The 22,483-nt window shown below is 35.9% G+C and carries 21 protein-coding genes; 11 read left to right on the forward strand and 10 right to left on the reverse strand.

What is annotated here, in order from left to right:
• Positions 1–502: 502 nt before the first annotated feature.
• Genes HMPREF2660_RS04610 through HMPREF2660_RS04620 form a run of 3 tightly spaced genes read right to left on the reverse strand, consistent with a single transcriptional unit; the run spans position 503 to position 2,588 of the window.
• The gene (locus HMPREF2660_RS04610; protein WP_070485843.1) at positions 503–1,108 is read right to left on the reverse strand and encodes a fumarylacetoacetate hydrolase family protein; all 606 of its coding nucleotides are present in this window, start codon (positions 1,106–1,108) and stop codon (positions 503–505) included.
• Positions 1,105–1,866: a 3'-5' exonuclease gene (locus tag HMPREF2660_RS04615; RefSeq protein ID WP_070485845.1), complete on the reverse strand. Its 762-nt coding sequence runs from the start codon at positions 1,864–1,866 to the stop codon at positions 1,105–1,107. Before HMPREF2660_RS04615 ends, HMPREF2660_RS04610 begins: the two co-directional genes overlap by 4 nt.
• On the reverse strand, positions 1,863–2,588 hold the full coding sequence (locus tag HMPREF2660_RS04620) for a CDP-alcohol phosphatidyltransferase family protein (protein ID WP_070485864.1): 726 nt from the start codon (positions 2,586–2,588) through the stop codon (positions 1,863–1,865). Before HMPREF2660_RS04620 ends, HMPREF2660_RS04615 begins: the two co-directional genes overlap by 4 nt.
• A 40-nt stretch (positions 2,589–2,628) precedes the next feature.
• Between HMPREF2660_RS04620 and HMPREF2660_RS04625 the strand changes: the two genes are divergently transcribed.
• On the forward strand, positions 2,629–3,792 hold the full coding sequence (locus tag HMPREF2660_RS04625) for a putative type IX sorting system protein PorV2 (protein ID WP_083299064.1): 1,164 nt from the start codon (positions 2,629–2,631) through the stop codon (positions 3,790–3,792).
• Between the two features lie 233 nt (positions 3,793–4,025).
• On the opposite strand, the gene uvrA is transcribed toward HMPREF2660_RS04625, so the two are convergent.
• Positions 4,026–6,836 carry an excinuclease ABC subunit UvrA gene (uvrA, locus tag HMPREF2660_RS04630; protein ID WP_070485846.1) on the reverse strand — a complete coding sequence of 937 codons (2,811 nt, stop codon included), beginning with the start codon at positions 6,834–6,836 and terminating at the stop codon, positions 4,026–4,028.
• Between the two features lie 350 nt (positions 6,837–7,186).
• Here uvrA and prmC point away from each other — a divergent pair, with 350 nt between their 5' ends.
• The 4 genes from prmC to HMPREF2660_RS04650 all read left to right on the forward strand — a co-directional run bounded on the left by prmC (position 7,187) and on the right by HMPREF2660_RS04650 (position 11,280).
• Complete coding sequence (gene prmC, locus HMPREF2660_RS04635) at positions 7,187–8,038, forward strand: peptide chain release factor N(5)-glutamine methyltransferase (RefSeq protein ID WP_070485848.1); 852 nt, start codon at positions 7,187–7,189, stop codon at positions 8,036–8,038.
• A gap of 72 nt (positions 8,039–8,110) precedes the next feature.
• The gene (locus HMPREF2660_RS04640) at positions 8,111–8,599 is read left to right on the forward strand and encodes a hypothetical protein (protein ID WP_013597291.1); all 489 of its coding nucleotides are present in this window, start codon (positions 8,111–8,113) and stop codon (positions 8,597–8,599) included.
• Positions 8,600–8,744: 145 nt separating this feature from the next.
• Entirely contained in the window at positions 8,745–9,305 is a 561-nt protein-coding gene (locus HMPREF2660_RS04645) for a GNAT family N-acetyltransferase (RefSeq protein ID WP_013597290.1), read from the forward strand.
• A gap of 211 nt (positions 9,306–9,516) precedes the next feature.
• On the forward strand, positions 9,517–11,280 hold the full coding sequence (locus HMPREF2660_RS04650; RefSeq protein WP_070485850.1) for a DEAD/DEAH box helicase: 1,764 nt from the start codon (positions 9,517–9,519) through the stop codon (positions 11,278–11,280).
• Positions 11,281–11,456: 176 nt separating this feature from the next.
• Here the strand turns inward: HMPREF2660_RS04650 and HMPREF2660_RS04655 are convergent, their stop codons facing one another.
• Both HMPREF2660_RS04655 and HMPREF2660_RS04660 read right to left on the reverse strand, forming a co-directional pair.
• The gene (locus tag HMPREF2660_RS04655; protein WP_013597288.1) at positions 11,457–12,113 is read right to left on the reverse strand and encodes a 3-oxoacid CoA-transferase subunit B; all 657 of its coding nucleotides are present in this window, start codon (positions 12,111–12,113) and stop codon (positions 11,457–11,459) included.
• A gap of 22 nt (positions 12,114–12,135) precedes the next feature.
• A complete protein-coding gene (locus HMPREF2660_RS04660; protein ID WP_013597287.1) occupies positions 12,136–12,849 on the reverse strand; it encodes a CoA transferase subunit A in 714 nt (237 codons plus the stop codon).
• A 248-nt stretch (positions 12,850–13,097) separates the two neighbouring features.
• On the opposite strand from HMPREF2660_RS04660, the gene HMPREF2660_RS04665 reads away from it, so the two are divergent.
• The 6 genes from HMPREF2660_RS04665 (at position 13,098) to HMPREF2660_RS04690 (ending at position 17,717) form a co-directional block, all read left to right on the forward strand.
• Entirely contained in the window at positions 13,098–14,012 is a 915-nt protein-coding gene (locus HMPREF2660_RS04665; RefSeq protein WP_070485852.1) for a UbiA prenyltransferase family protein, read from the forward strand.
• 73 nt (positions 14,013–14,085) lie between these two features.
• Positions 14,086–14,634, forward strand: a complete 549-nt coding sequence (locus HMPREF2660_RS04670) for a YeeE/YedE family protein (RefSeq protein WP_070485854.1) — start codon at positions 14,086–14,088, stop codon at positions 14,632–14,634.
• A 4-nt stretch (positions 14,635–14,638) separates the two neighbouring features.
• Complete coding sequence (locus tag HMPREF2660_RS04675) at positions 14,639–15,052, forward strand: DUF6691 family protein (protein ID WP_070485856.1); 414 nt, start codon at positions 14,639–14,641, stop codon at positions 15,050–15,052.
• A gap of 59 nt (positions 15,053–15,111) precedes the next feature.
• Positions 15,112–15,699, forward strand: a complete 588-nt coding sequence (locus HMPREF2660_RS04680) for a Crp/Fnr family transcriptional regulator (protein WP_255356413.1) — start codon at positions 15,112–15,114, stop codon at positions 15,697–15,699.
• A 152-nt stretch (positions 15,700–15,851) separates the two neighbouring features.
• Positions 15,852–16,361, forward strand: coding sequence for a GNAT family N-acetyltransferase (locus HMPREF2660_RS04685; protein ID WP_070485868.1), 510 nt, complete (start codon positions 15,852–15,854; stop codon positions 16,359–16,361).
• A 57-nt stretch (positions 16,362–16,418) separates the two neighbouring features.
• Positions 16,419–17,717 (forward strand): DUF389 domain-containing protein, encoded by a 1,299-nt coding sequence (locus HMPREF2660_RS04690; RefSeq protein WP_070485860.1) that lies wholly within the window; start codon positions 16,419–16,421, stop codon positions 17,715–17,717.
• Here HMPREF2660_RS04690 and HMPREF2660_RS04695 read toward each other — a convergent pair.
• The 4 genes from HMPREF2660_RS04695 to HMPREF2660_RS04710 all read right to left on the reverse strand — a co-directional run.
• Positions 17,714–18,409, reverse strand: a complete 696-nt coding sequence (locus tag HMPREF2660_RS04695) for a potassium channel family protein (RefSeq protein ID WP_013597280.1) — start codon at positions 18,407–18,409, stop codon at positions 17,714–17,716. The two genes, HMPREF2660_RS04690 and HMPREF2660_RS04695, sit on opposite strands and share 4 nt — an antisense overlap.
• A gap of 24 nt (positions 18,410–18,433) precedes the next feature.
• On the reverse strand, positions 18,434–20,179 hold the full coding sequence (locus HMPREF2660_RS04700; protein WP_185097013.1) for a TrkH family potassium uptake protein: 1,746 nt from the start codon (positions 20,177–20,179) through the stop codon (positions 18,434–18,436).
• Between the two features lie 36 nt (positions 20,180–20,215).
• Positions 20,216–21,391: a Na+/H+ antiporter NhaA gene (nhaA, locus tag HMPREF2660_RS04705; RefSeq protein ID WP_070485872.1), complete on the reverse strand. Its 1,176-nt coding sequence runs from the start codon at positions 21,389–21,391 to the stop codon at positions 20,216–20,218.
• 167 nt (positions 21,392–21,558) lie between these two features.
• A partial coding sequence (locus HMPREF2660_RS04710) for a tyrosine-type recombinase/integrase (RefSeq protein WP_070485862.1) occupies positions 21,559–22,483 on the reverse strand: 925 nt, incomplete at its 5' end.

A 22,483-nucleotide genomic window follows, 5' to 3' on the forward strand; every position in this document is an offset into this window, starting at 1 on the left:
AAACTGTCGGAGTTTTTGGGGGATTTACAATAGCATTTGTTAATCTTATCGGTGGTTTTATTATATCTTTTATTAAAATCTACTTTTTTTAAAAGAATACATAAATTAATACTAGTGTTTTAATTATCAATTAAAACTTCAAGATAAATTACCAATAGCATAATAAAAAGTAATAATGTAGATTTAAAACTCGATATTAAAATAATATTTGGTGCTGAATTATTACCAAATGTTGGAATTATTTACGAATTAATAAAAAAATCGTAAATAACACCAAGATTTAATGTACACATTATAATAATATCGATACATTAAAAATTCATTATTTACAACCATACTTACTGCTTATTTATCGCAGTTTGCTGAGAATCATTAGTAGGTATATTTTCATTGGGCGATAATCATTTTTATCACTTTACATAAAGCCATATTTTTTCCAGTAATTTTTCTTGAGATGAAATAATATAAAAATAGTTAAATAACTTTAGTTGAAATTTTCCGACTACAAAACAGAAACCTCAAAAACTTTCTTTTGATTGAGGTAACCACTTAAAATATCTTTTGAGATGATTTGTCCCACGCCTTTTGGTGTTCCTGTAAAAATAAGATCTCCTTTTTTTAGGGTGAAATATTTCGAAGCTTCCACAATCAATGTATCAAAATCGAACAATAATTCGTGGGTATTTCCTTGTTGTACCCAAGTGTTGTTTTTCATCAAACCAAAATCTAAATGGGCCAAGTCGAAATTATTTTTAGAATAAAAAGAAGAAACAAAAGCCGAATGATCAAACGATTTTGCTTTTTCCCACGGGAAGCGTTGTTCTTTCAGTTTTGTTTGTATATCCCGAGCGGTGAAATCAATTCCCAAACTGATTTCTTCGTAATATCGGTGTGCAAATTCGGGTTGAATCATTTTTCCGGTTTTACAAATTTTCAGGACAATTTCCACTTCAAAATGAATCTCATTACTGAAACTAGGAATCACAAACTGTGAATCTTTCATCAGCGCTGTATCTGGTTTCATAAAAAACATCGGTTCTTCTGGAATCGGATTGTCGAGTTCTTTTGCGTGTTCGGCATAGTTTCGTCCTACACAAATTATTTTCATGCGAATGAGGATTTAAGTTTGAGTCTTGTGAAAACTTTTTTGGTATAAAGAGGAAAATCAGCTTGCTGAATCCAAGCGTAATATCCAGGATCTTTGCTGAACACATCGGTTACTTTTTGACCTTTGTATTTGCCAAATCCGATCACTTCTTCGTTTTGCTCATTCATCAAAATAAAACCTGCAAAATCAACTGTTCGGCGTTGAGATGAAAATTCACTCAAGAATTGATTGTCATTTTTCAGTTCTTCATATTTCTCGATCTGTGCCATCAATACCTCGTAAGTTGCCAAAGTATCGGCTTCTGCAGAATGGGCGTTTTCTAAATCTTTGTCACAATAAAACTTATATGCCGCTGCTAAATTTCTTGGTTCCATCTTATGGAAAATCACTTGAACATCAATCGGTCGGTGTTTTTCTAAATCGAAATCGATTCCGTTTCTCAAAAACTCTTCAGCCAAAAGAGGAATATCAAAACGGTTAGAATTGAATCCTGCCAAATCAGAATCCTTGATTAATTCTACAATTTGTGGTGCAATTTCTCGAAAAGTAGGTGCATCTTTCACATCTTCATCATAAATACCATGAACCAATGAAGTCTCTGGTGGAATGGGCATTTCTGGGTTTACTCGCCAAGTTTTGGTTTCTTTCTCGCCATTGGTATATGCTTTGACAATCGCAATTTCTACGATACGATCTTTGGCAATATTGGTTCCGGTTGTTTCTAAATCGAAAAAACAGATGTTCTTGGTTAATTTCATTTGATAATTTCTTTTTTATAGATAATTGATGTGATGATATAAAGGAGGATGATAAACGGAATTGCATAGAATTTGAAGAAAATAAGCAAGACCAAACTTATCATCAGAAAAATATATTTATAATAATTGTCGCGCCAAGCGAATCCTTTAAATTTTAGCGCAAAAAGGGGTAAATCGGCAATCAACAAAAAACTGCTAATGACCGTAATGGCAATCAACACTATCCAATCGTAGGTTGCAGAAAACATTTGACCTTTCATTTCTACGATATAGAAAACCGAAAAGATTAGTAAGGTATTAGAAGGCGTTGCCAATCCTTTGAAATAGGTGCTTTGTTCTTCGTCTAAATTAAATTTTGCCAAACGCAAAGCCGAAAAAGCCGGAATCATCAGCCCGATCAAGGACAACCAAGTGAGGTGAATTTGTCCGGTATAGAGAGCGTTTCCACTAATCGGATAATTGAGCAATAAGACCAACATCATCACTCCAGGTGTTACACCAAAAGAAATCACATCGGCCAAAGAGTCTAATTCTTTCCCGATTGGCGAACTTATTTTCATAGCTCTTGCAACCATTCCGTCTAAAAAATCAGCTATCAAACTGATACTTATCAAAATAAAAATGCCATAAATATCTCCACCAGCCAATACCAAAACAGAGGCTAAAATTCCACAGCATAAGTTGAGTAAAGTGAGAAGGTTGGGAATGTTTAATAGTTTCATGTAAAAAAATATTAAGGTCAAAAATACAAACTTTCGAGGCATGCAACATAGAAATACAATAAAACTATTATTTTTGAGTTTTTATTCACGACACTTGTTATTTAGAATTTTGAAGAAAACGATCCTTTTTGTAGCTTTTTTTACGCAAGGCTTTGCTTTTGCTCAATCTGCCCGAAAATACTCGAACGAGTTTTTGAACATCGGTGTAGATGCACGTGCTTTTGGTATGGGTAATGCCGTGGTGGCTAATATTGGCGATGTGAATGCAGCGTATTGGAATCCGGCAGGATTATCCGATGTGATTTTCGGATCTCAATTTTCGGCTATGCACGCAGAGTATTTTCAGTCGATTGCAAAATACGATTATCTATCCGTCGCTTTTCCTATAGAAAACAATTCTACTTTGGCCGTTTCTCTCTATCGTTTTGGGGTAGATGATATTCTGAATACGACAGAGCTTATCGATAATCAAGGAAATATAGATTACAATAAAATCAATAAATTCTCAACTGCGGATTATGCATTATCTGCCTCTTATGCTGGAAACTTTTTGGGTAATAAAGATTTACAAGTCGGTGCGAATGCCAAAATTGTTTATCGACATATCGGGAAGTTTGCCAATTCTTTCGGTTTTGGTCTAGATTTCGGTATGCGGTATAAAACCGAGAGTGATTTTTATTTTGGTTTGATGGCGCGTGATATCACCACAACTTTCAATGTATGGAAAATAAACTACGATAAACTTCCTAGTATTTCGATAGACGAACCAAATGCAGATGATGTAGTAACGGTGAATGATTTACCTGGAGAAGATATCGAGTTAACCTTGCCAAAACTCAATCTCGGGGTGGCTAAAACTTTTTCGATTTCCGATCGATTCAAGGTTTTGGGTGAGGTAGATCTTAACATGCATTTTCAGGAATCGAATGATATTTTTTCGATGAAAGGTTTTAGTTTATCGCCTGCAGCTGGTGTCGAAATTTCGTACGATGATATGGTTTTTCTCCGTGGGGGAGTCAATAATTTTCAGAAAGAAATGCAGTTCAACGAAAAGTATAAAAACACTTTTCAGCCCAATGTTGGTGTCGGTTTCAAATACCGTGGTATTAGTATCGATTATGCGTTAACCGATATTGGTGATCAATCGATTGCTTTGTATTCGAATATCTTTTCGGTAAAGGTTGATCTTAGCCAATGGCGTTAATACGTAAACGAATTTAGATTTTATCCTACAAAAAACATTTTATTTCTCTGTTTTCTTATTGATATGATATGCGTAATAGCCACCTAAGAAAAGTTGCTACATTTTTCTAGGGATAGTGGGCTAATCAAACGGATAGTTTATCGGTTTAGTAAGATCCAACTGATGCACAACCATTTATCTTTTTATTCTAACTTACTCGATTATTTTCATCCTACTAAAAACTAGGGAAAAGCTTATTTTTTATGTTCTTTGAGTTTTTCTGCCAAGAAATGCCCGGTATATGAATTTTTTACTTTTGCTACTTCTTCTGGCGTTCCTTCGGCAACGAGATAACCTCCTTTTTTGCCACCTTCGGGGCCAAGATCAATTACCCAATCGGCCACTTTTATAATATCCATATTATGTTCGATGACGAAAACCGAATGTCCGATTTCTATCAAAGCACGAAAAGCTTTTACCAACTTCTCAATATCATGAAAATGTAGCCCAGTCGAAGGTTCATCGAAAATAAACAAAGTTCTATCCTTGGTTTCTCCTTTGGTAAGGAAATATGCCAATTTTATGCGTTGCGCTTCACCGCCGGAAAGCGTGTTCGATGATTGTCCTAATTGTACATAGTCTAAACCTACATCTTGTAGTGGTTGTAGTTTTTGTGCAATTTTATCTTGTCTATGAAGCGTAAAAAAACCAATTGCCTCGTCGATACTCATGAGCAGGATATCTGAAATATTTTTGTTTTCAAACTTAACGTCCAAAACGGCTTGCTGAAAACGTTTTCCATGACAAGTTTCACACTCTAGTTCTACATCGGCCATGAATTGCATTTCGATTGTGATCGTTCCTTCGCCTTTGCAGTTTTCGCATCGACCTCCATCGACATTGAAAGAGAAATGTTTAGCAGTGAAGCCCATAAGTTTACTTGCTTTTTGAGCCGCAAACAAAGCACGAATATCGTCGTATGCTTTAACATAGGTAACAGGATTTGATCGAGATGATTTCCCGATGGGATTTTGATCGATTAGTTCGATGGATTTAATCGATTTCACTGCTCCTTTCAGTTCATCAAAATCACCAACTTTATTCCCATATTGTCCGTGTTCTCGTTGGAGAGCAGGCGTCAGAATATCTTTCATCAACGTAGATTTCCCAGAACCACTAACACCAGTAATCACAGTAAGCATGTTGAGCGGAAAACTAACATCTATATTTTTTAGGTTGTTTTCTCGTGCACCGGTAACGATAAGCATGTTTTTGGGTGGGATGCGTTTTTCGGGTAAATCGATTCTCATTTTCCCGTTAAGGTATTGAGCCGTTAAAGTGTTGGATTTTAGCAATTCATCATACGTACCTTCAAAAACTACTTCACCACCGTTAATACCTGCTTCGGGACCAATATCGATGATATAATCGGCTGCCTTTATGATATCCTCGTCATGTTCTACCACAATAACAGAGTTTCCTAAATCGCGCAATCTATTCAGAACAGAAAGAAATCGAACGGTGTCTTTCGAGTGTAAACCGATCGAGGGTTCGTCTAAAACATACATCGACCCCACCAAACTCGAACCCAAAGATGTTGCTAAATTGATTCGTTGACTCTCTCCACCCGACAAGGTATTCGATGCCCGATTTAGGGTAAGATAGTCTAAGCCAACATCGAGTAAGAAAGAAAGTCGACTTTCTATTTCGTAGATGATTCTGCCGGCAACTTGCTGATCGTATTCTGAAAATTCGATGGTGTCGAAAAACTTTTTCAACTCGCCTAATGGCAGGTCGACCAAGTCGGGTAAAGATTGGTTGTTGATTTTCACCCAATTGGCTTCTGGTCGTAGACGCTTTCCCTTGCACATAGGGCATTTGGTTTTACCACGATAGCGCGAGAGCATGACACGGTATTGGATTTTGTAGGAGTTGCTTTCGACCATCTGAAAAAAGCCATCTATTCCTTCCCATTCTTTGTCACCATGCCACAAATAATCTTTTTGCGCATCGGTCAATTGGAAGTAGGGTTTGTGGATAGGAAAATCTTTCTTGGAGGCGATTTTGATAAAATGATTTTTCCATTCACTCATTTTTTCTCCTTTCCAAGCAACAACTGCGTCCTCGAAAATAGTGAGATTTTTATTCGGGATGACTAGGTTTTCATCGATACCTATAATTTTACCGTAACCTTCGCAAGTCGGACAAGCACCGTAGGGATTATTGAAACTAAAAAAATGAATATTAGGATCGTTGAAATTAATACCGTCTAACTCAAATTTTGTAGAAAAAAAATGTTTTTTAGACTTGTCGGATTCTTCTAAAATAATTTCTCCTTTCCCCTCAAAAAAAGCCAATTCTACTGCATCACCCAATCGGTGTAAAAATGCTTCGTCCTTTTGAGTAGATATCCGATCGATGATAAGATAAATTTTATGTTCTTTGGTGGGCTGGAAATGAAACTCGATCAGATCTTCTATTTTTACTTGTTGGCCATCGACCAAAAGACGATTAAATCCTTGCTGATTGAGAAGATTTAAATGTTCGGTGAACGTTCTATCGTGTGGAACAAGAAGATCAATTAAAAGTAATAATTTTGTGTTTTCGGCTAAACACATGACAAAGTTAATGACATCCGTTACCGAGTCTTTTTTTACTTCTTTGCCCGAAATTGGTGAAAAAGTTTTGCCAACACGAGCATACAAAAGCTTCAGATAATCGTATATTTCTGTGCTCGTCCCAACGGTTGATCGTGGATTACTGCTGATAACTTTCTGCTGAATTGCTATTGCAGGTGCAATTCCTTTAATATAGTCGACCTGTGGTTTGTCGAGTTTACCCAAAAATTGTCTAGCGTACGAAGATAAGCTTTCTACATATCTTCGTTGACCTTCGGCATACAGAGTGTCAAAAGCTAAGGTCGATTTTCCTGATCCCGACATTCCTGTAATTACTACGAGTTTGTTTTTGGGGATCGCTATATCGATGTTTTTTAGGTTGTGTAATTTAGCTCCTTTTACCAGGATAAAATCTTTCGGATCAAGCGTGTTAATGTCTTTTTTCATCGTAGGTCAAAGATACGATTTATTCGTAGTTAAGAGAAATTAGGTCTAGAAAAAAGCATTTCGGTAAAAGTGTTTTTAATTGTTGAATATAGTAGTTTGTTCTCGATTATCAATTTGGTTACGATCTCTGCTCGTACTGTTTGTCTGGCGTTCGAATGCAGAGTTTAAACGCTATGTATTTGTAATTTCTATTTGTTTTTTTTAGATTGGCATCATTACCAATATAGAGAATAGAATAACAGAAAGAATGTATGGTTTTTTCTAATAAAATAGTGAATAGATTTATGTGCAGGTAGTAAATAAAAATGTTGTTACTAAATAAACATGGATGATAAGCGTATTTTTGTAAAATGAATTTAGCAGAATTAGAAAAAATTTTTGTGCAGTCGCTTTCTACCCTATACGATGAACAAGAAACAAAAGCATTATTTCGGTATTATCTTGAAGAGAAATATCATTTCAGTTCTTCGGATTTTCTATTACCAGCAGAACATATATTTCGGTTGGATGAAATAGAAAATGATGTAGTCGCCTTGTCACTGGGAAAACCGATTCAGCAGATACTCGGCTATGCATATTTTATGGATTGGAAATTTTTGGTGAATGAATTTACCTTGATTCCAAGACCCGAAACTGAAGAATTAGTCGAATGGATAGCGAAGGATTTACACAAAAGAACCAACGAATTACGTGTGTTGGATATTGGGACAGGAAGTGGATGCATTCCGATAGCATTGAAACATCTTCTACCAAACGCTCAGATTTCTGCAATTGATTTTTCTGCACAAGCCATAGCAATGGCAAAGAAAAATGCAAAGTACAATAAAGTAGAAGTGGACTTTTTCGTTCACGACATTTTTGATAAATTTCCTACCGAAAAAAAATACGATGTGCTTGTTTCTAATCCACCCTATGTACGCAATTGTGAGAAAGAGGCGATGCATCAAAATGTATTGAATTTCGAACCCGAAACTGCGCTTTTTGTAGCTGATGACAATCCACTTAAATATTATCAACGCATAATAGAAGTGGCTAAAGAAATCTTAACAGCGGAAGGAGTCTTATATTTAGAAATTAATCAATATTTGAGTCAGGAAATGACTGAGTTGTATAGCGGTGATTATGAATATGTTGAGTTGAGAAAAGATTTATCAGGCCATTATCGAATGCTAAAAGCATCCAACCAGAAAAATAATTTATAGTAAAAGTTATATCTTGGTTTGATTTTTGAATATTAATTTAATTGAATCTAAAATTTTAAAAAAATATACGAAATGAAAAAACTAATTGTAGGTCTATCTGTAATGACCATGATATTCGCAACCTCTTGTAAAAAAGAAGAAAAAACAGTTGTTGTAGAAGATGTAAACGATTCTGTGATGCACGTAGAAACTGTAACTACCGTTTCTCCAGAAATAGATGAAGCAGAAGCAAAAGCACGTTTAGATCAAGCACAAAAAGAATTGGATGAAGCAATCGCGAGAGGAGATAAGGCAGCAGAAGAGGCAGCTCGTAAAACTCGAGACGAAGCACAAACTGCTTGGGACAACTTCAAAAAAGGAGTTTCAGAAACAGCACAAGATGTAAAAGAAGGAGTTGATCATGCAGCTACAAAAACAAAAGAAGCAGTAAATAATACTGCAGAAGATGTCAAAGACGCTTCTAAAAAAGCAGCGGATGATGTTAAAGATGCTTCTAAAAAGGCCGCAGAAGATGTAAAAGAAGGATATAATAACTTGCTCGATAAAGCAAAAGCAAAATAATATCTTATCATTTAATAGATTTTAGTAGTTAATCGAGCAGCCAAGTTTTTTCTTGGCTGTTTTGTTTTATAATAACTCATAAGGTGTAGTCCTAATATAGGCAACGAAATTGTTGCGTAATACACTTAAAAATATGTTTATCAATATGTTGATTAGAAAAGCAAAGAAAAATGATAGCAAAGAAATTGCTCCATTACTATTAATAGCAATGGAAGATATCGTTTATACGTTTATCAATGAAGAAAATAGAGAAAAATCACTTGCATTTCTAGAGTATTTTATTGCTCAGAAAAGCAATCAATATTCGTATGAAAATATTTGGGTATTAGAAATGCATGGCCAAATCGCAGGAGCAATTAATGTCTACGATGGAGGAATGCTTAATGAGCTGAGAAGACCAATTATACAATACCTAAAAGAAAAATATCAAAACGAGATTTCGCCTGAAGATGAAACCGAAGCTGGCGAATGGTATTTAGATACGTTAGGTGTAAATCCTGATTTTCAGGGAAAAGGAATAGGCTCTACACTTATCAAATATGTCATAGAAAATATCTCGAGCGAGAATAACAAAGCGGTCGGCTTGCTCGTCGATATCGATAATCCACATGCAAAGCGACTCTACGAGCGTCTAGGATTTCAAAAATTGGGAGATAAGTTGTTGGTTGGCAAGGTTTTAGAGCATATGCAAGTAAGGATAGGGTAATGTGAAATAATAGTTGGTAATTGCGAAAATTAGTTGTAGATTTGCAAAACCTTTTTCTGGGAGAGAAAGGGCGGATGTTAAAAGAATTTCATTTAGGGATTTTTCGGCTGCTTGGCCATTTAATTTTATTCTTTCATATCCGAATAGTTAAGTAAAAAAGACAACCGGAGTGAATGATAAATGAATTTATCCCGGTTACTAATGTAAAAAAATGATGACATTCAAAGATTTAGGTCTTCAACCAGAAATTTTATCTGCCGTAGAAGATATGGGATTCGTTAGCCCATCACCCATTCAAGAAAAAGCAATTCCACAAATTTTATCTTCAGATCAAGATGTGATTGCCTTGGCACAAACCGGTACCGGAAAAACTGCCGCGTTTGGATTACCGATTCTTAATCAACTCGATTTATCTCAAAAAAACGTTCAGGCGATTATCCTTTGTCCAACTCGTGAACTTTGTTTGCAGATTGCCAAAGAAATGGAAAGCTTTGCTGCCCATATGCAGGGAGTAAAAATACAAGCTGTTTACGGTGGTGCAGATATTGTGAAGCAAATAAAAGGTTTGCGAGATAATCCACAAATCGTCGTCGGAACACCGGGTCGGACTATGGATTTGATCAAGCGTAATGCATTGAAAATTAACAATATCACATGGACTGTATTAGACGAAGCAGACGAGATGTTGAACATGGGATTTCGGGATGAGATAGATAATATCCTAGAAACAACACCAGAAGAAAAACAAACCTTATTGTTTTCGGCTACCATGCCACGGGAAGTAAGACGTATTGCTGCAGAATACATGTTCAAACCTGTAGAAATTGCGGTGAGTAAAGTAAACATGGCGTCGAAAAATATCGAACATCAATACTATATGGTGCGTGCAAGCGATCGTTATTTAGCACTAAAACGAATAGCTGATTATTATCCAAGCATTTACGGTATTGTATTTTGTAAAACAAGACGAGAAACCAAAGAAGTTGCTGATCGTTTGATGCAAGACGGATACAATGCAGATGCATTACATGGAGATTTATCGCAAGCACAACGTGATTTTGTGATGGATAAATTTCGTAAGAAAAACATACAAATTCTTGTCGCAACTGACGTTGCAGCCCGAGGAATTGATGTTAACGAATTAACGCATGTAATCAACTATAGTTTACCGGATGATCCAGAAGTGTATGTTCACCGTTCGGGTCGTACAGGGCGTGCCGGTAACAAAGGTATTTCTATTATTATTGCACACTCTAGAGAAGGTAGAAAAGTAAAAGACGTTGAAAAATTTATTTCTGCCCCTATCGAACTTAAGAAAGTTCCGAGTGGGGAAGAAATCTGTGAAAGACGTATGTTTAATTTAATCGAGAAAATAGAAAACACAGAAGTTGATGACATACAAATAGAACCTTACATGGATGCTGTGTATGAGAAACTTCAAGGTTTGGATCGTGACGAATTAATCAAACGTTTCGTTTCTGCAGAATTCAATACATATTTAGAGTATTATAAAAACTCAAAAGACCTTAACGAATCTGAAAGCAGTAGAGGAGAAGGACGAGAAAGAGGCCGTCGTTCGAATAAAAACTTTACTCGTTTCTATATGAATTTAGGAGAAAAACATCGTGTAAAAGCACCAAACCTTATTGGGATGATCAACGAGTTTACACGCAATAGAAATATAGAAATAGGTAAAATAGAAATCCTGAGAAATTTTTCATTTTTCGAAGTAGAAGACGAATTTACCCAAACAATTCTAGATTCTTTTAACGGAAAAGATCGTGACGGAATAGAAATAGATGTGCAAATTTCGAAACCAGAACCAAATCGATTATATGACAATAATCGCAGCGGAAGAAGAGAGAGAAAACGTTCTGATTTTCGTGGCGCTCGTCGTGGAAATGACCGAAAAAAAAATGGCGGTGATCGTCGATCAAACAACTCAAGAAGAGAACGTGGCGGAAAGCGTCGATAATAAATAGAATAGAGAAAAAATGGTTTATTTATCTAAATAAACCATTTTTTATAGATATAAGGACTTGCCTGTTGGATGTTTTCTATATAAATAAGAACTGTAGCTTCATTTAAAAGAATTTTTAGTTGATAGTTTGTTGTAAAGTCACATCATCCTACCAGAAAATTTTATAAAAATTAAATTTCCATTTCTGGAATATCACCATCGATTATTAATTTTCCTGCGGTTGCTTTTTTTATCGTTTCTATACTTACACCAGGGGCACGCTCTAGCAATCGAAAACCTCCTTCTTTAGCCACTTCTAAAACAGCTAATTCTGTCACGATTTTTTTCACACAACGAATTCCTGTCAAAGGAAGAGTACATTCTGGTAAAAGCTTAGATTCGCCTGCACGGTTTGTATGCTGCATCGCAACAATAATGTTATCTGCTGATGCTACCAAATCCATAGCCCCTCCCATTCCTTTTACCATTTTGCCTGGTATTTTCCAGTTGGCAATATCTCCGTTTTCCGAAACTTCCATTGCTCCCAAAATCGTTAAATTTATTTTTCGTGCACGTATCATACCAAAACTCATTGCCGAATCGAAAATTACTGAGCCTGGCAACGTTGTAATGGTTTGTTTCCCAGCATTGATGAAATCTGCATCTTCTTCACCTTCATACGGAAAAGGACCCATGCCCAATAATCCGTTTTCACTCTGCAAAACAACATTTATTCCTTCTGGTATATAGTTGGCTACCAAGGTCGGAATACCAATTCCTAAATTTACATAATAGCCATCTTGTACTTCTTTTGCAATACGTTTTGCAATACCGTTTTTATCTAACATAGTTGTAATCTTTGGGTTAAGGTTATTTTCTAGGTAAAGTTGTACGTTGCTCAATTCGTTTTTCATACTTTTCTCCTTGGATTATTCGGTGTACAAAAATCCCTGGTGTATGAATCTGACTTGGATCCAATTCTCCTGGCTCTACCAATTCTTCTACCTCGGCAATGGTGATTTTACCACACATGGCAACTGGATGATTGAAGTTGTTCGAGGTTCCACGATAAATTAAATTTCCTGCTGTATCTCCTTTCCAAGCTTTGACGATTGCAAAATCTGGTTCGAAAGCATACTCCAGCAAGTACTCTTTTTCTATCCCATGAAAAGTAAATTTTCGGGTCTCTTTACCTTCTGCAACTTCGGTACCTACACCTGCAGGCGTAAAAATAGCTGGCATTCCGTAACCCGCCGCCATTAAACGTGTTGCCAATGTTCCTTGCGGGATGAGTTCCACTTCTAATTCCCCCGATAACATTTGGCGTTCGAATTCTGCATTTTCTCCTACATAAGAAGAAATCATTTTCTTGATTTGTCTGTTTTGTAGTAATAAACCTAATCCAAAATCATCTACTCCCGCATTGTTGCTAATGCATGTAAGATTATTGATTTTCTTTTGCACCATTCCTTGAATCAAGTTTTCCGGAATTCCCGATAAACCAAATCCACCGATTGCTAAGGTCATGCCACTCTCTACACCGGCCAAAGCTTCCTCGATGCTGTTTACTTTTTTATTAATCATTTCTTTGCGTTTGATCTTTTGTTCTGCTAAAAATAAGGAATATTTTAGAATCTGCTTGTCTTTTTACATGGATAATTTTAGTACGTTGTTACGTAGTTGATTTTAATAATATTATATTTTTTGGTTGTTGATTTAGGATAAAATACATACAAAGTGAATAATATAGAACCGAACTATTAGAGATAAGTGAGAAGATATGAAAAAAGTTTTTCGAGATTTTTCTATATTTGTTCATCGGATTGATCTGCATGAGGATTCTAGGCCTTTCTAAAGCTCGCCATCTGTTAGAAGGTTTTTTTTATACCAATCTCTATTTGATTTTTATCGTTTGGAGCTTAAGTTGGGAAAGTATACAATTGCAAAAATTACCCCAAAATTCGATTCTGTTTTATTTGCTTTCAGCATCAGCAACATTCCTTTTTTATCTGTACGCCTACCGGAAGGATACCAAAACCTTAAACCAAAATAATCTTCGAAGTGTTTATTTCTATAACCATCCGAAGACTATCCTGTTTTTAGTCAATTTATTTCGGTTTATCTTTTTAGTAATTGCGATATATTTATTATTGAATCATCCGATCAATACCAAAATAATTTTTAGTTTTCCTTTTTGGGTGGCGATTGCGACAATTCTCTTTGCACTGGTTTTTTACGATAATAGGCTTGGAATATCGTTACGCAAAAATACTTTTATCAAACCTTTTTTCATCGGTTGGTCGTGGGCTATTGTGACTGTTCTTTTACCCTATCTTTGTCTTGTCTGGCAAAATAAAGTAGCAACTTTACCAAAAATTATTATTTATGGTGTTTTCTTTCATACGTTTTTATTTTGTAGTATCAATGCAATAATATTCGACCTTAAAGATTACGAAGAAGATGCCCATGTACAATTACAAACTTTCGTGGTGAAGTACGGATACCTTCAGACTCTTTCTCGGGTGATATTGCCCTTGTTGATAATCGATTCTGTATTGGTGGGCAGCTTTTCTGTTCTAGAAAAATTTTCTATACTACAAACACTAATACTTCAAATACCTATTTTGTTGATGACTGTTTTAGTCTTTGTTTTGAGAAAACAAAAAAGCTTGCTTTTCTTTTTGGTAATAGTAGATGGAGTACTTTTTCTCAAGGCTATTATTGGTATATTGGTCAGCAATGTTTAATCTCTACTTGTGTAACATTAGTCACTTTACAGTTCGTAATTTATCCTCAACTTTGCAACAAAAGTTAGAAACAATGGAAATAATTATGCAGCCATGGCCATGGTATGTCGGTGGGCCTATCGTTGGTTTTATTATGCTAATATTAATGTATTTAGGGAAAAGTTTCGGTTTTTCATCTAATTTTCGAACTCTATGTTCTGCCTTGGGTGCAGGAGAAAGCTGTGAGTTTTTCAGATTCGATTGGAAAACACAACGTTGGAATTTATTATTTTTGGTCGGAGCCATTGCAGGTGGGTATGTAGCATCGCATTGGTTATCAGACAATCAAGTGCCGCAAATAGCACAAACAACCATTGAGCAGTTGCATACAGAAGGTTTTGCAAGTGCAGGTTCTTCTTATTATCCTGCCGAAATTTTCGATCATCTAAGCCCGAAAAATATTGTTCTTTTGGTGATAGGTGGTTTATTAATCGGTTTTGGAACGCGTTATGCAGGAGGGTGTACATCTGGACATGCAATTTCTGGTTTGAGTAATTTGCAATGGCCTTCGCTCGTTGCTGTCGTTGGTTTTTTTATCGGTGGATTGATCATGGTTCATTTAATTTTTCCTTTAATTTTTTAACACAATGAGAAGTATAGTATATATCGTATTAGGCATATTGTTTGGGATTACCATGTACAAAGCAGAAACTGCTTCATGGTTCAGAATCTACGAAATGTTCAAATTTCAATCATTCCATATGTACGGATTTATGATGGGTGCATTGATTGTTGGCGTTATCGGAATACAAATAATCAAAAGAAAAAATGCAAAAGATATCGATGGAAGAGCAATTGTCATCGAACCAAAAAGTAAAACCATTCCTCGTTATTTGATTGGTGGAATACTTTTCGGTTTAGGTTGGGCCCTAATCGGGACTTGTCCAGGAACTATTTTTGTACTCTTTGGTAGCGGTGTGTATTCGATGATTTTGGTTATCGTTGGTGCTTTGTTGGGGACATATCTATACGGTGTGTTACGAAACAAATTACTACATTAGCAGAATGATAAGTGAGAAAATAGCCCAAACCCTATCCCAACCAATTCGAAGAGGAATTGTTGGCAGAATTTAATGAGTTAGGTACCTTGGTAGAATTCAAAGCTGGTGAACAGTTAATTTCTATCGATCAGTATATCAAAACAATGCCGATAATCCTAAAGGGTGCAATAAAAATCATGCGAGAAGATTTAGACGGTGGTGAACTGCTACTTTATTTTCTCGAGCGTGGCGATACTTGTGCAATGACCATGGCTTGTAGCTTGGGTGAACGACAAAGCAAAGTACGTGCTGTTGCAGAAACCGATGGTGAAATGGTTATGATACCGATTACCAAAATGGATCAATGGTTGGTGAAACATCATTCTTGGCGAACATATGTTTTCAATAGCTATAACCATCGTTTAGATGAAATGCTGTTGGCACTAGACAATCTTGCCTTCAGTAACATGAATGATCGATTGAGAAAATATCTTATCGAAGTTGCTTCCATCAACAAAGGGCATGTCATCAATAAAACGCACCAAGAAATAGCAAACGAACTCAACACATCTCGTGTGGTGATTTCGAGATTATTAAAAGCGTTCGAAAAAGAAGGTTTTTTAGAACTCAATCGCAATACCATTCGGATCAATGTTTCTGCTTTGTAAAAAATAAATAATTTAGGTAGGATATAATTCATCTTGTCCAAAGTAAAAAAATACAATTCTTTCAACCTCAAAAGTTGATGAAAACCATCGGAGAAAATTTCGATGGTTTTTTTATTCTTCATACCTTGTCCATACAAAAACCAATATATAAAATGGAAGAAATAATTTTTCGACAAGCAACCATGAACGATGCAGAAGCAATTTGGGAAATCCTGCAAGAAGCAATCCTAAAACGCAAACAAGACGGCAGTTCTCAGTGGCAAAATGGCTATCCGAACCCAACGGTGATTGCAGAAGATATCGACAAGGGTTTTGCGTACGTAATGCAGCACAAAAATGGCGAACTAAAAGGCTATATTGCGATCATAGATGAGGTAGAACCTGCGTACGAAAAAATAGACGGAAGATGGTTGAGCAATCGAGAAGCTTTGGTTGTTCATCGTTTGGCAGTAGCACAAGATCATCCGGTAAAAGGATTGGGAACTTGGGCAATGCGTGAAGTGGAAAAAGTAGCTAATGCGAAGAATATAAACAGTATAAAAGTAGATACCAACCACGATAATCATGGTATGTTGCGCATATTCGAAAAGTTAGGGTATGTATATTGCGGCGAAGTAGAGTTGAGTGGAGGCAAACGAAAAGCATTCGAAAAAATAATTTAATAGTTTTACATTTACACAATTTATCATTCCTTACAACCAAAGACAATCAACGAATAAATGGGGCAATTACAAAGACTATTTAATCTAAAAGCAGGTGAAGAAGATCCAAGAAAAGTACTAGACGATGTCTATAAAAATATTTCTTTTCGTGGAGCAAATTTATGGATTTTGGCCTGTGCAATTCTCATTGCATCTATCGGGCTCAATATGAATTCTACCGCTGTAATTATCGGGGCGATGTTGATTTCGCCGCTCATGGGTCCCATTGTAGGAGCGGGTTTCGCATTGGCAACGTACAATTTTAATCTTCTCAAAAAATCCGTTAAAAATTTGGCGATTGCAACCATAGTCAGTCTTTTGGTATCGGGAGTATACTTTTATTTGAGTCCATTCAAAGAAGTGCAGACCGAATTGCTTGCAAGAACTTCGCCTACCATTTACGATGTTTTGATTGCCTTTTTCGGGGGGCTTGTAGGAGCAATTTCTATTACACGAGTAGACAAAGGAAATCCGATTCCAGGTGTTGCCATTGCCACAGCGCTCATGCCGCCCTTGTGTACAGCAGGGTTTGGTTTGGCTACTTTTGATTTTAAGTTTTTTCTCGGGGCGATTTATCTCTATACCATCAATTGTTTTTTTATCGGTATTGCGACCTTTATCATTATCAAAGCATTAAAATATAAACCGATTGTTACCGACAATGCAGCGTTAGATAAAAAATTGCGTTATATCATTCCGACTTTAGTCGTTTTGATGGTTTTGCCAAGTTTTTATTTAGCCTATAATTTACTGAAAGAGAAACAGTTTGCCCAAAATGTTGAAGCTTATATCCAAAAGAATTTTACCCAAAAAGGCTATACATTAATTTACAAAAACATTAACTATCAATCTAATCCAAAGGAAATTGATGTAGCATTTCTGACCAAAAAATTTGATAGTGTAGAAATCAACCAATTGAATGATGATTTACAAAACTTTCATTTAGCCAAAACGAAATTAAAAATTCGACAAGGTGAAAATGATCTGAAATCGGAAATCTTATCCGAAATCAATGCGCAAACCAACTCATTGAGTCAGCAAGAAATAGAAATTAATTTATTGAAAAATGAATTAAAAAACTATCAAGTAAACGGTGAGGAGCTGTTGAAAGAAATGGCTGTTCTATTTCCAACAATCCAGACTATTTCGGTAGGAAGATTACAAAAATATCCACGAACAGATTCGCTTTCTTTGACGACAATTGTTCTTTTTTCTGGTGAGAATCTAGAAGAAGAAAAGTTGCGTTCTTGGTTGCGTGTAAAGCTAAACGATCCCTCATTAGAAGTGCTTCAGCAAAGGGAAGGTTCAACAAATTAGTTGATCGAGAACTTCTTCAGAAACCTATAAATATCATCATTGGCACCGTAGATTACCAATACATCGCGTGGCTCGATAATGGTTGTAGAAGAAGGAAAACCTTTTACTTCGGGTACGATTTTATATTCTCCAAGAAAACTCGCTTCTTCTTTCTGTTGAATGATCGTCATCACTAAAATATTATGATTTTTCTTGAATTGTATTTCGTCAAAGGTTTTGCCCACCAATTCTTTAGGTGTTTCTACCTCGATGATGCTAAATTTTTTATTGAGTTCGAACGAGTCTATTACGCCCCTCACATTGAGTTTTTTTGTCCAGCGTTCTGCCGATTCGGCTTCTGGTCGAATAATCTCTGTAATACCAATGGCTTGTAGAACATTTTCGTGTAATGGATTGATTGCTCGACTGATTAACCTTTTCACATTCATGTTCTTGAAAATAGCCGTCGCCATAATATTCGCACCTTCATCTTCGCCAATACTCACAATTACAATATCGGTATTGTCTATAGGCAGTTTACGGATTGCTGTTTCGTCGGTGGCATCCATACAAATCGTATAAGATAATTTATCTTTAAGCGACTCTACTTTTGCCATTTTGTTATCAACACCTATAATTTCATGACCCAATTTAGCCATTTTTCTGCCCAATGATTCGCCAAAATTACCTAATCCTATAATTATAATTTTCATGGTTCTAAATTTTTTGTTGGTTCGTTAAATCAAAATTTCATCGGTAGGATAACGATAATTTTCTGAGGTTGTTTTTTTGAAGAATGCCATCAATATCGTAATCATTGAAACCCGCCCAATGAACATCATCGAAATTACAACAATTTTACTTTCGCTGCTGAGATAAGGTGTTGTATTTCTCGAAAGACCTACGGTAGAATAAGCCGAAAAGGCTTCGAAGGCAACATTGATAAGGTGCAAATGGCTATCGAAACGTGTCATCAAGAAAATACCAAGTCCGATAACAAGAAAAGAAAGCGTCATTACGGCGAAAGCTTTTTGCACATTCACAGGGCTAAGTTCTCTTTTGTAGATTTCTATTTTAGTTTTGCCTCGTGCGATGTTGAGGAAGTTTACTACAGCAATTGCAAAAGTACTCGTTTTGATTCCGCCACCGGTACCGGCAGGTGAAGCACCAATCCACATGAGAAATATTATGATAAGGGTAGATGAAAAGTGGAGTTCGGTGAAATCGATATGGTTGAAACCTGCAGTTCTAGGGGTGGTTGAGAGAAAGATTGCTGAAATCAATTTTCCGAATCCTTTGTGCGGAGCTAAGGTTTGATAATATTCTTCGAAAAATAGGATGATTGTAGAAATTATCAATATGCATAATGTAGTAACAAGGTTTACTTTAGAACTTAGTGTAAATACCCAAGTTTTATTGTTAGGTGTTTTTTGGATGAATCGGAAAATGGTCTTCTGGATAAAATAACGAAAATATTTTAATAGATTAATGAGAATCGGAAAACCAATTCCACCCAAAAAAATCAAGAAAATCAATGCCGATTGAAAAGGATAATTGAAAATTAATTTATCATTCATCACATTGTTCGGTAGGGTAGAGAAGCCAGCATTACAAAAAGCCGATACTGAATGAAAAATGCTAAAAAAAAGTTGATCGAAGAATGTAAAGTTGATATTATCTACCGAAAAGAAAATAAAAATAGCACCCAATAATTCTATCCCGAAGGTGAGCAAAAGTATTCTTTTCACAAAGTCGAATACCTCACTTATCGTGTCGTGATTGGCTATGTTGCCAAGAGCTATTTGGTTATCGTAGGTCGATTGTCCTTTGAAGAAATAAGCAATATATCCTGCAAATGTTAAAATGCCGAGTCCACCAGCTTGTATCAAAAGCATCAATAAGAAATGTCCAAAGGGAGTGAATGCACTTGCAGTGTCTACCACCGTAAGTCCTGTAACACAAACTGCGCTCGTGGCTGTAAATAGAGCATCAAGATAGCTAATAGATTGTGTGGTAGCTTTTGGTAGCATAAGCAATCCCGAACCGCCAAAAACCAAAATTAAAAAACTAATGATAAAAAGCTGTGGAGGTGTAATTTTTGATTTTCGAATGTTGAGTTGCGGAATAGCAATTTCTCTTATCAATTTTAGTACGATTGCAAGCTGCAAGTATTTACTGACATAGAAAAAAGAATATTCGTTTAATTGTCGATAGATACAATAGAGGACAATTGCAATGCTAATAAGGTCGAAAATAAATACACGAGTAATTAATTTTTCTGCAAAAATAATGTTGTTGAAGGAAGTTCTTACAACTCCAATTAGCAGAATGGTGATGAAGAAATAATTTACATATTGATAGTATATCTTAGGAAATCCAAAGCCGAGCATCGCAATTAGAATCACGATTGCTAGGATATAAGTAGCGGATAATACTTTTCCTAATACCCGATTTTGGGTGATTTTTGCAATTTTATTATACATTCAGCATCTAGACCAAGTTACGAAAACAGAACAAACTTATGCTTGCTCTGTTTTTACACTTTTATTCATTCTCAACAATGTATAGCCTACAATACCTGCAATCATAGAACTTGCTAATACAGAGAGTTTTGCTTCTGATATATGCAAGGGGTCGTTGAAAGATAAAATAGAGATAAAGATAGACATGGTAAACCCAATACCTGCTAAAAAACCTACACCAACGATATGAAACCAGTTACTATTTTGGGGTAATTCCCCTATTTTTAGTTTAGTACATATGAAAGAAGCTAGAAGAATACCGATTGGTTTACCCAAAAGTAGTCCTACCGAGATTCCCATACCCAAAGGAGCGACAAGACCACCCAGCATTTCCTTTTCTAGCGTAATATTGGTGTTTGCAAATGCAAATAAAGGGATGATGAGAAAGTTGACAGGTTTTGCAATCGCATGTTCTAGTTTTTCTAGTGGAGATTCTATTTCTGTATCATTCGTTGGTAATGTCTTTGCAACCAAAACTCCTGCAATGGTTGCATGGATGCCCGAATGATGAATAAAGTACCAAATAAAAACACCTGGAATTAGGTATAACCAAGGGTTTTTTACATTAGAACGATTCATTGCAATAAGTATAAGCATTCCGATACCTGCATAGAGAAGATTCATGGCATGGATTTCGTCTGTGTAGAATAGGGCAATTACCAAGATCGCAATAAGATCATCGACAATGGCTAGAGCGGCTAAAAATATCTTAAGGCTACTAGGAACCCGTTTATCGAGTAGAGAAATTACGGCAAGAGCAAAAGCAATATCGGTTGCCATAGAGATTCCCCAACCGTGTTGAGTTTCGGTCCCGGCATTGAAGCCTAGATAAAACAAAGCGGGGATAATTGCTCCACCCACAGCACAAATAATAGGTACGAGAGCTTTTCGGGGCGAAGAAAGTTCTCCTTCTACAATTTCTCTTTTGATTTCTAGACCAACCATCAGGAAGAAAATAGTCATCAAACCATCATTTATCCAGGTAGAAATATCGTATCTTAGGTGAATATTAGCGTTTTCGAAACCAATTTCCTTTGCAAAAAAATGGTGTAAACTATCTGCGACCGGACTATTGGCAAGAAGCAAAGAAAGGATGACACAAAGAAAGAGGAGAAATCCTCCAAAATTACTTGATCGTACAAAGTTTTTGAAGGCGTTTAGATTAATTCTCATTGGATTGTTCATGTTGTTTTTCTAAAAAATTAGTATGCAAACTAACAAAAAAAATACGAATTTTTAGGATGAAGTCGGTAAGTTTTTTTTGTTTTTTTAATTTAACCTTTTCTTGATGATTTATTTATACTCTTGCTGTTTTTCATCCTATCGAAAACCTGAGAAAATTAGTATAGTTGATCCAATGGAGAAATAACGGATCGTAAAGTATGATTGCTTACGTGCGTGTAACTCAGGGTTGTTTTTATAGATTCATGTCCCAATAGTTTTTGGATATGAGAAATATCTGTACCTAATTCTAACAAATGTGTCGCGTAACTGTGTCGAAGACTATGAATACCAACATTTTTCTGAATTTTAGCCTTGTGCATAGCATCTTTAAAAACTTTTTGTATTGTCCGAGTAGATATTTCGCTTCCGCCTCTGCCTTCGAATAAAAAATAAGAGGGTCTATAGGTAACATAATAAAGTCGAAGATCTTCTAGAATGCTTTGAGGCAAGGTGACGAATCTGTCCTTTTTACCTTTTCCTCTTTCTATTCTTACCGTCATGGTTTGGCTGTCGATGTCAATAATTTTCAGTTTAGCCAATTCACTCACCCGAAGTCCCATGCCGTAACAAAGTTTTAGGATCATCAGATGTTTGAGGTTGTCGGTAACAGAAAATAGAAGAAGAATTTCTTTTCTGTTCAATGTTTTGGGTAATTGAAGAGGTTTTTTGGGGCGAGGAATATCAAAAAACATACGCTCATACTTCAATACCTTTTCATAGTAAAATTTCACGGCATTCATTCTACTATTTATCGTAGCTTCACTTAGTTTATGTTGCGTTGCACAAACCAAAAAGTAGGCTTGTAACTGGTCTGGAGTGAGATTTTCGACGGCAACATCATCGAAAAAATTAAGAAAAGATAAAAACTCTGTCCGATAAGTTTTAATCGTATTATTACTATAACTTTTGAGAGTGAGGTAATTGATAAATTGTTTGAAGGCGTGATGATGAATCGGGTGAATATTTTCTGTAATATGCTCATAGTTTTCTTGTAATCCTACAAAACTTCTGTTGGCTTTAGTATTTGGGATATACCAAGCC

Origin of the sequence: Weeksella sp. HMSC059D05, from assembly GCF_001809725.1 — a bacterium.
Taxonomy (GTDB): Bacteria; Bacteroidota; Bacteroidia; order Flavobacteriales; family Weeksellaceae; genus Weeksella; species Weeksella virosa.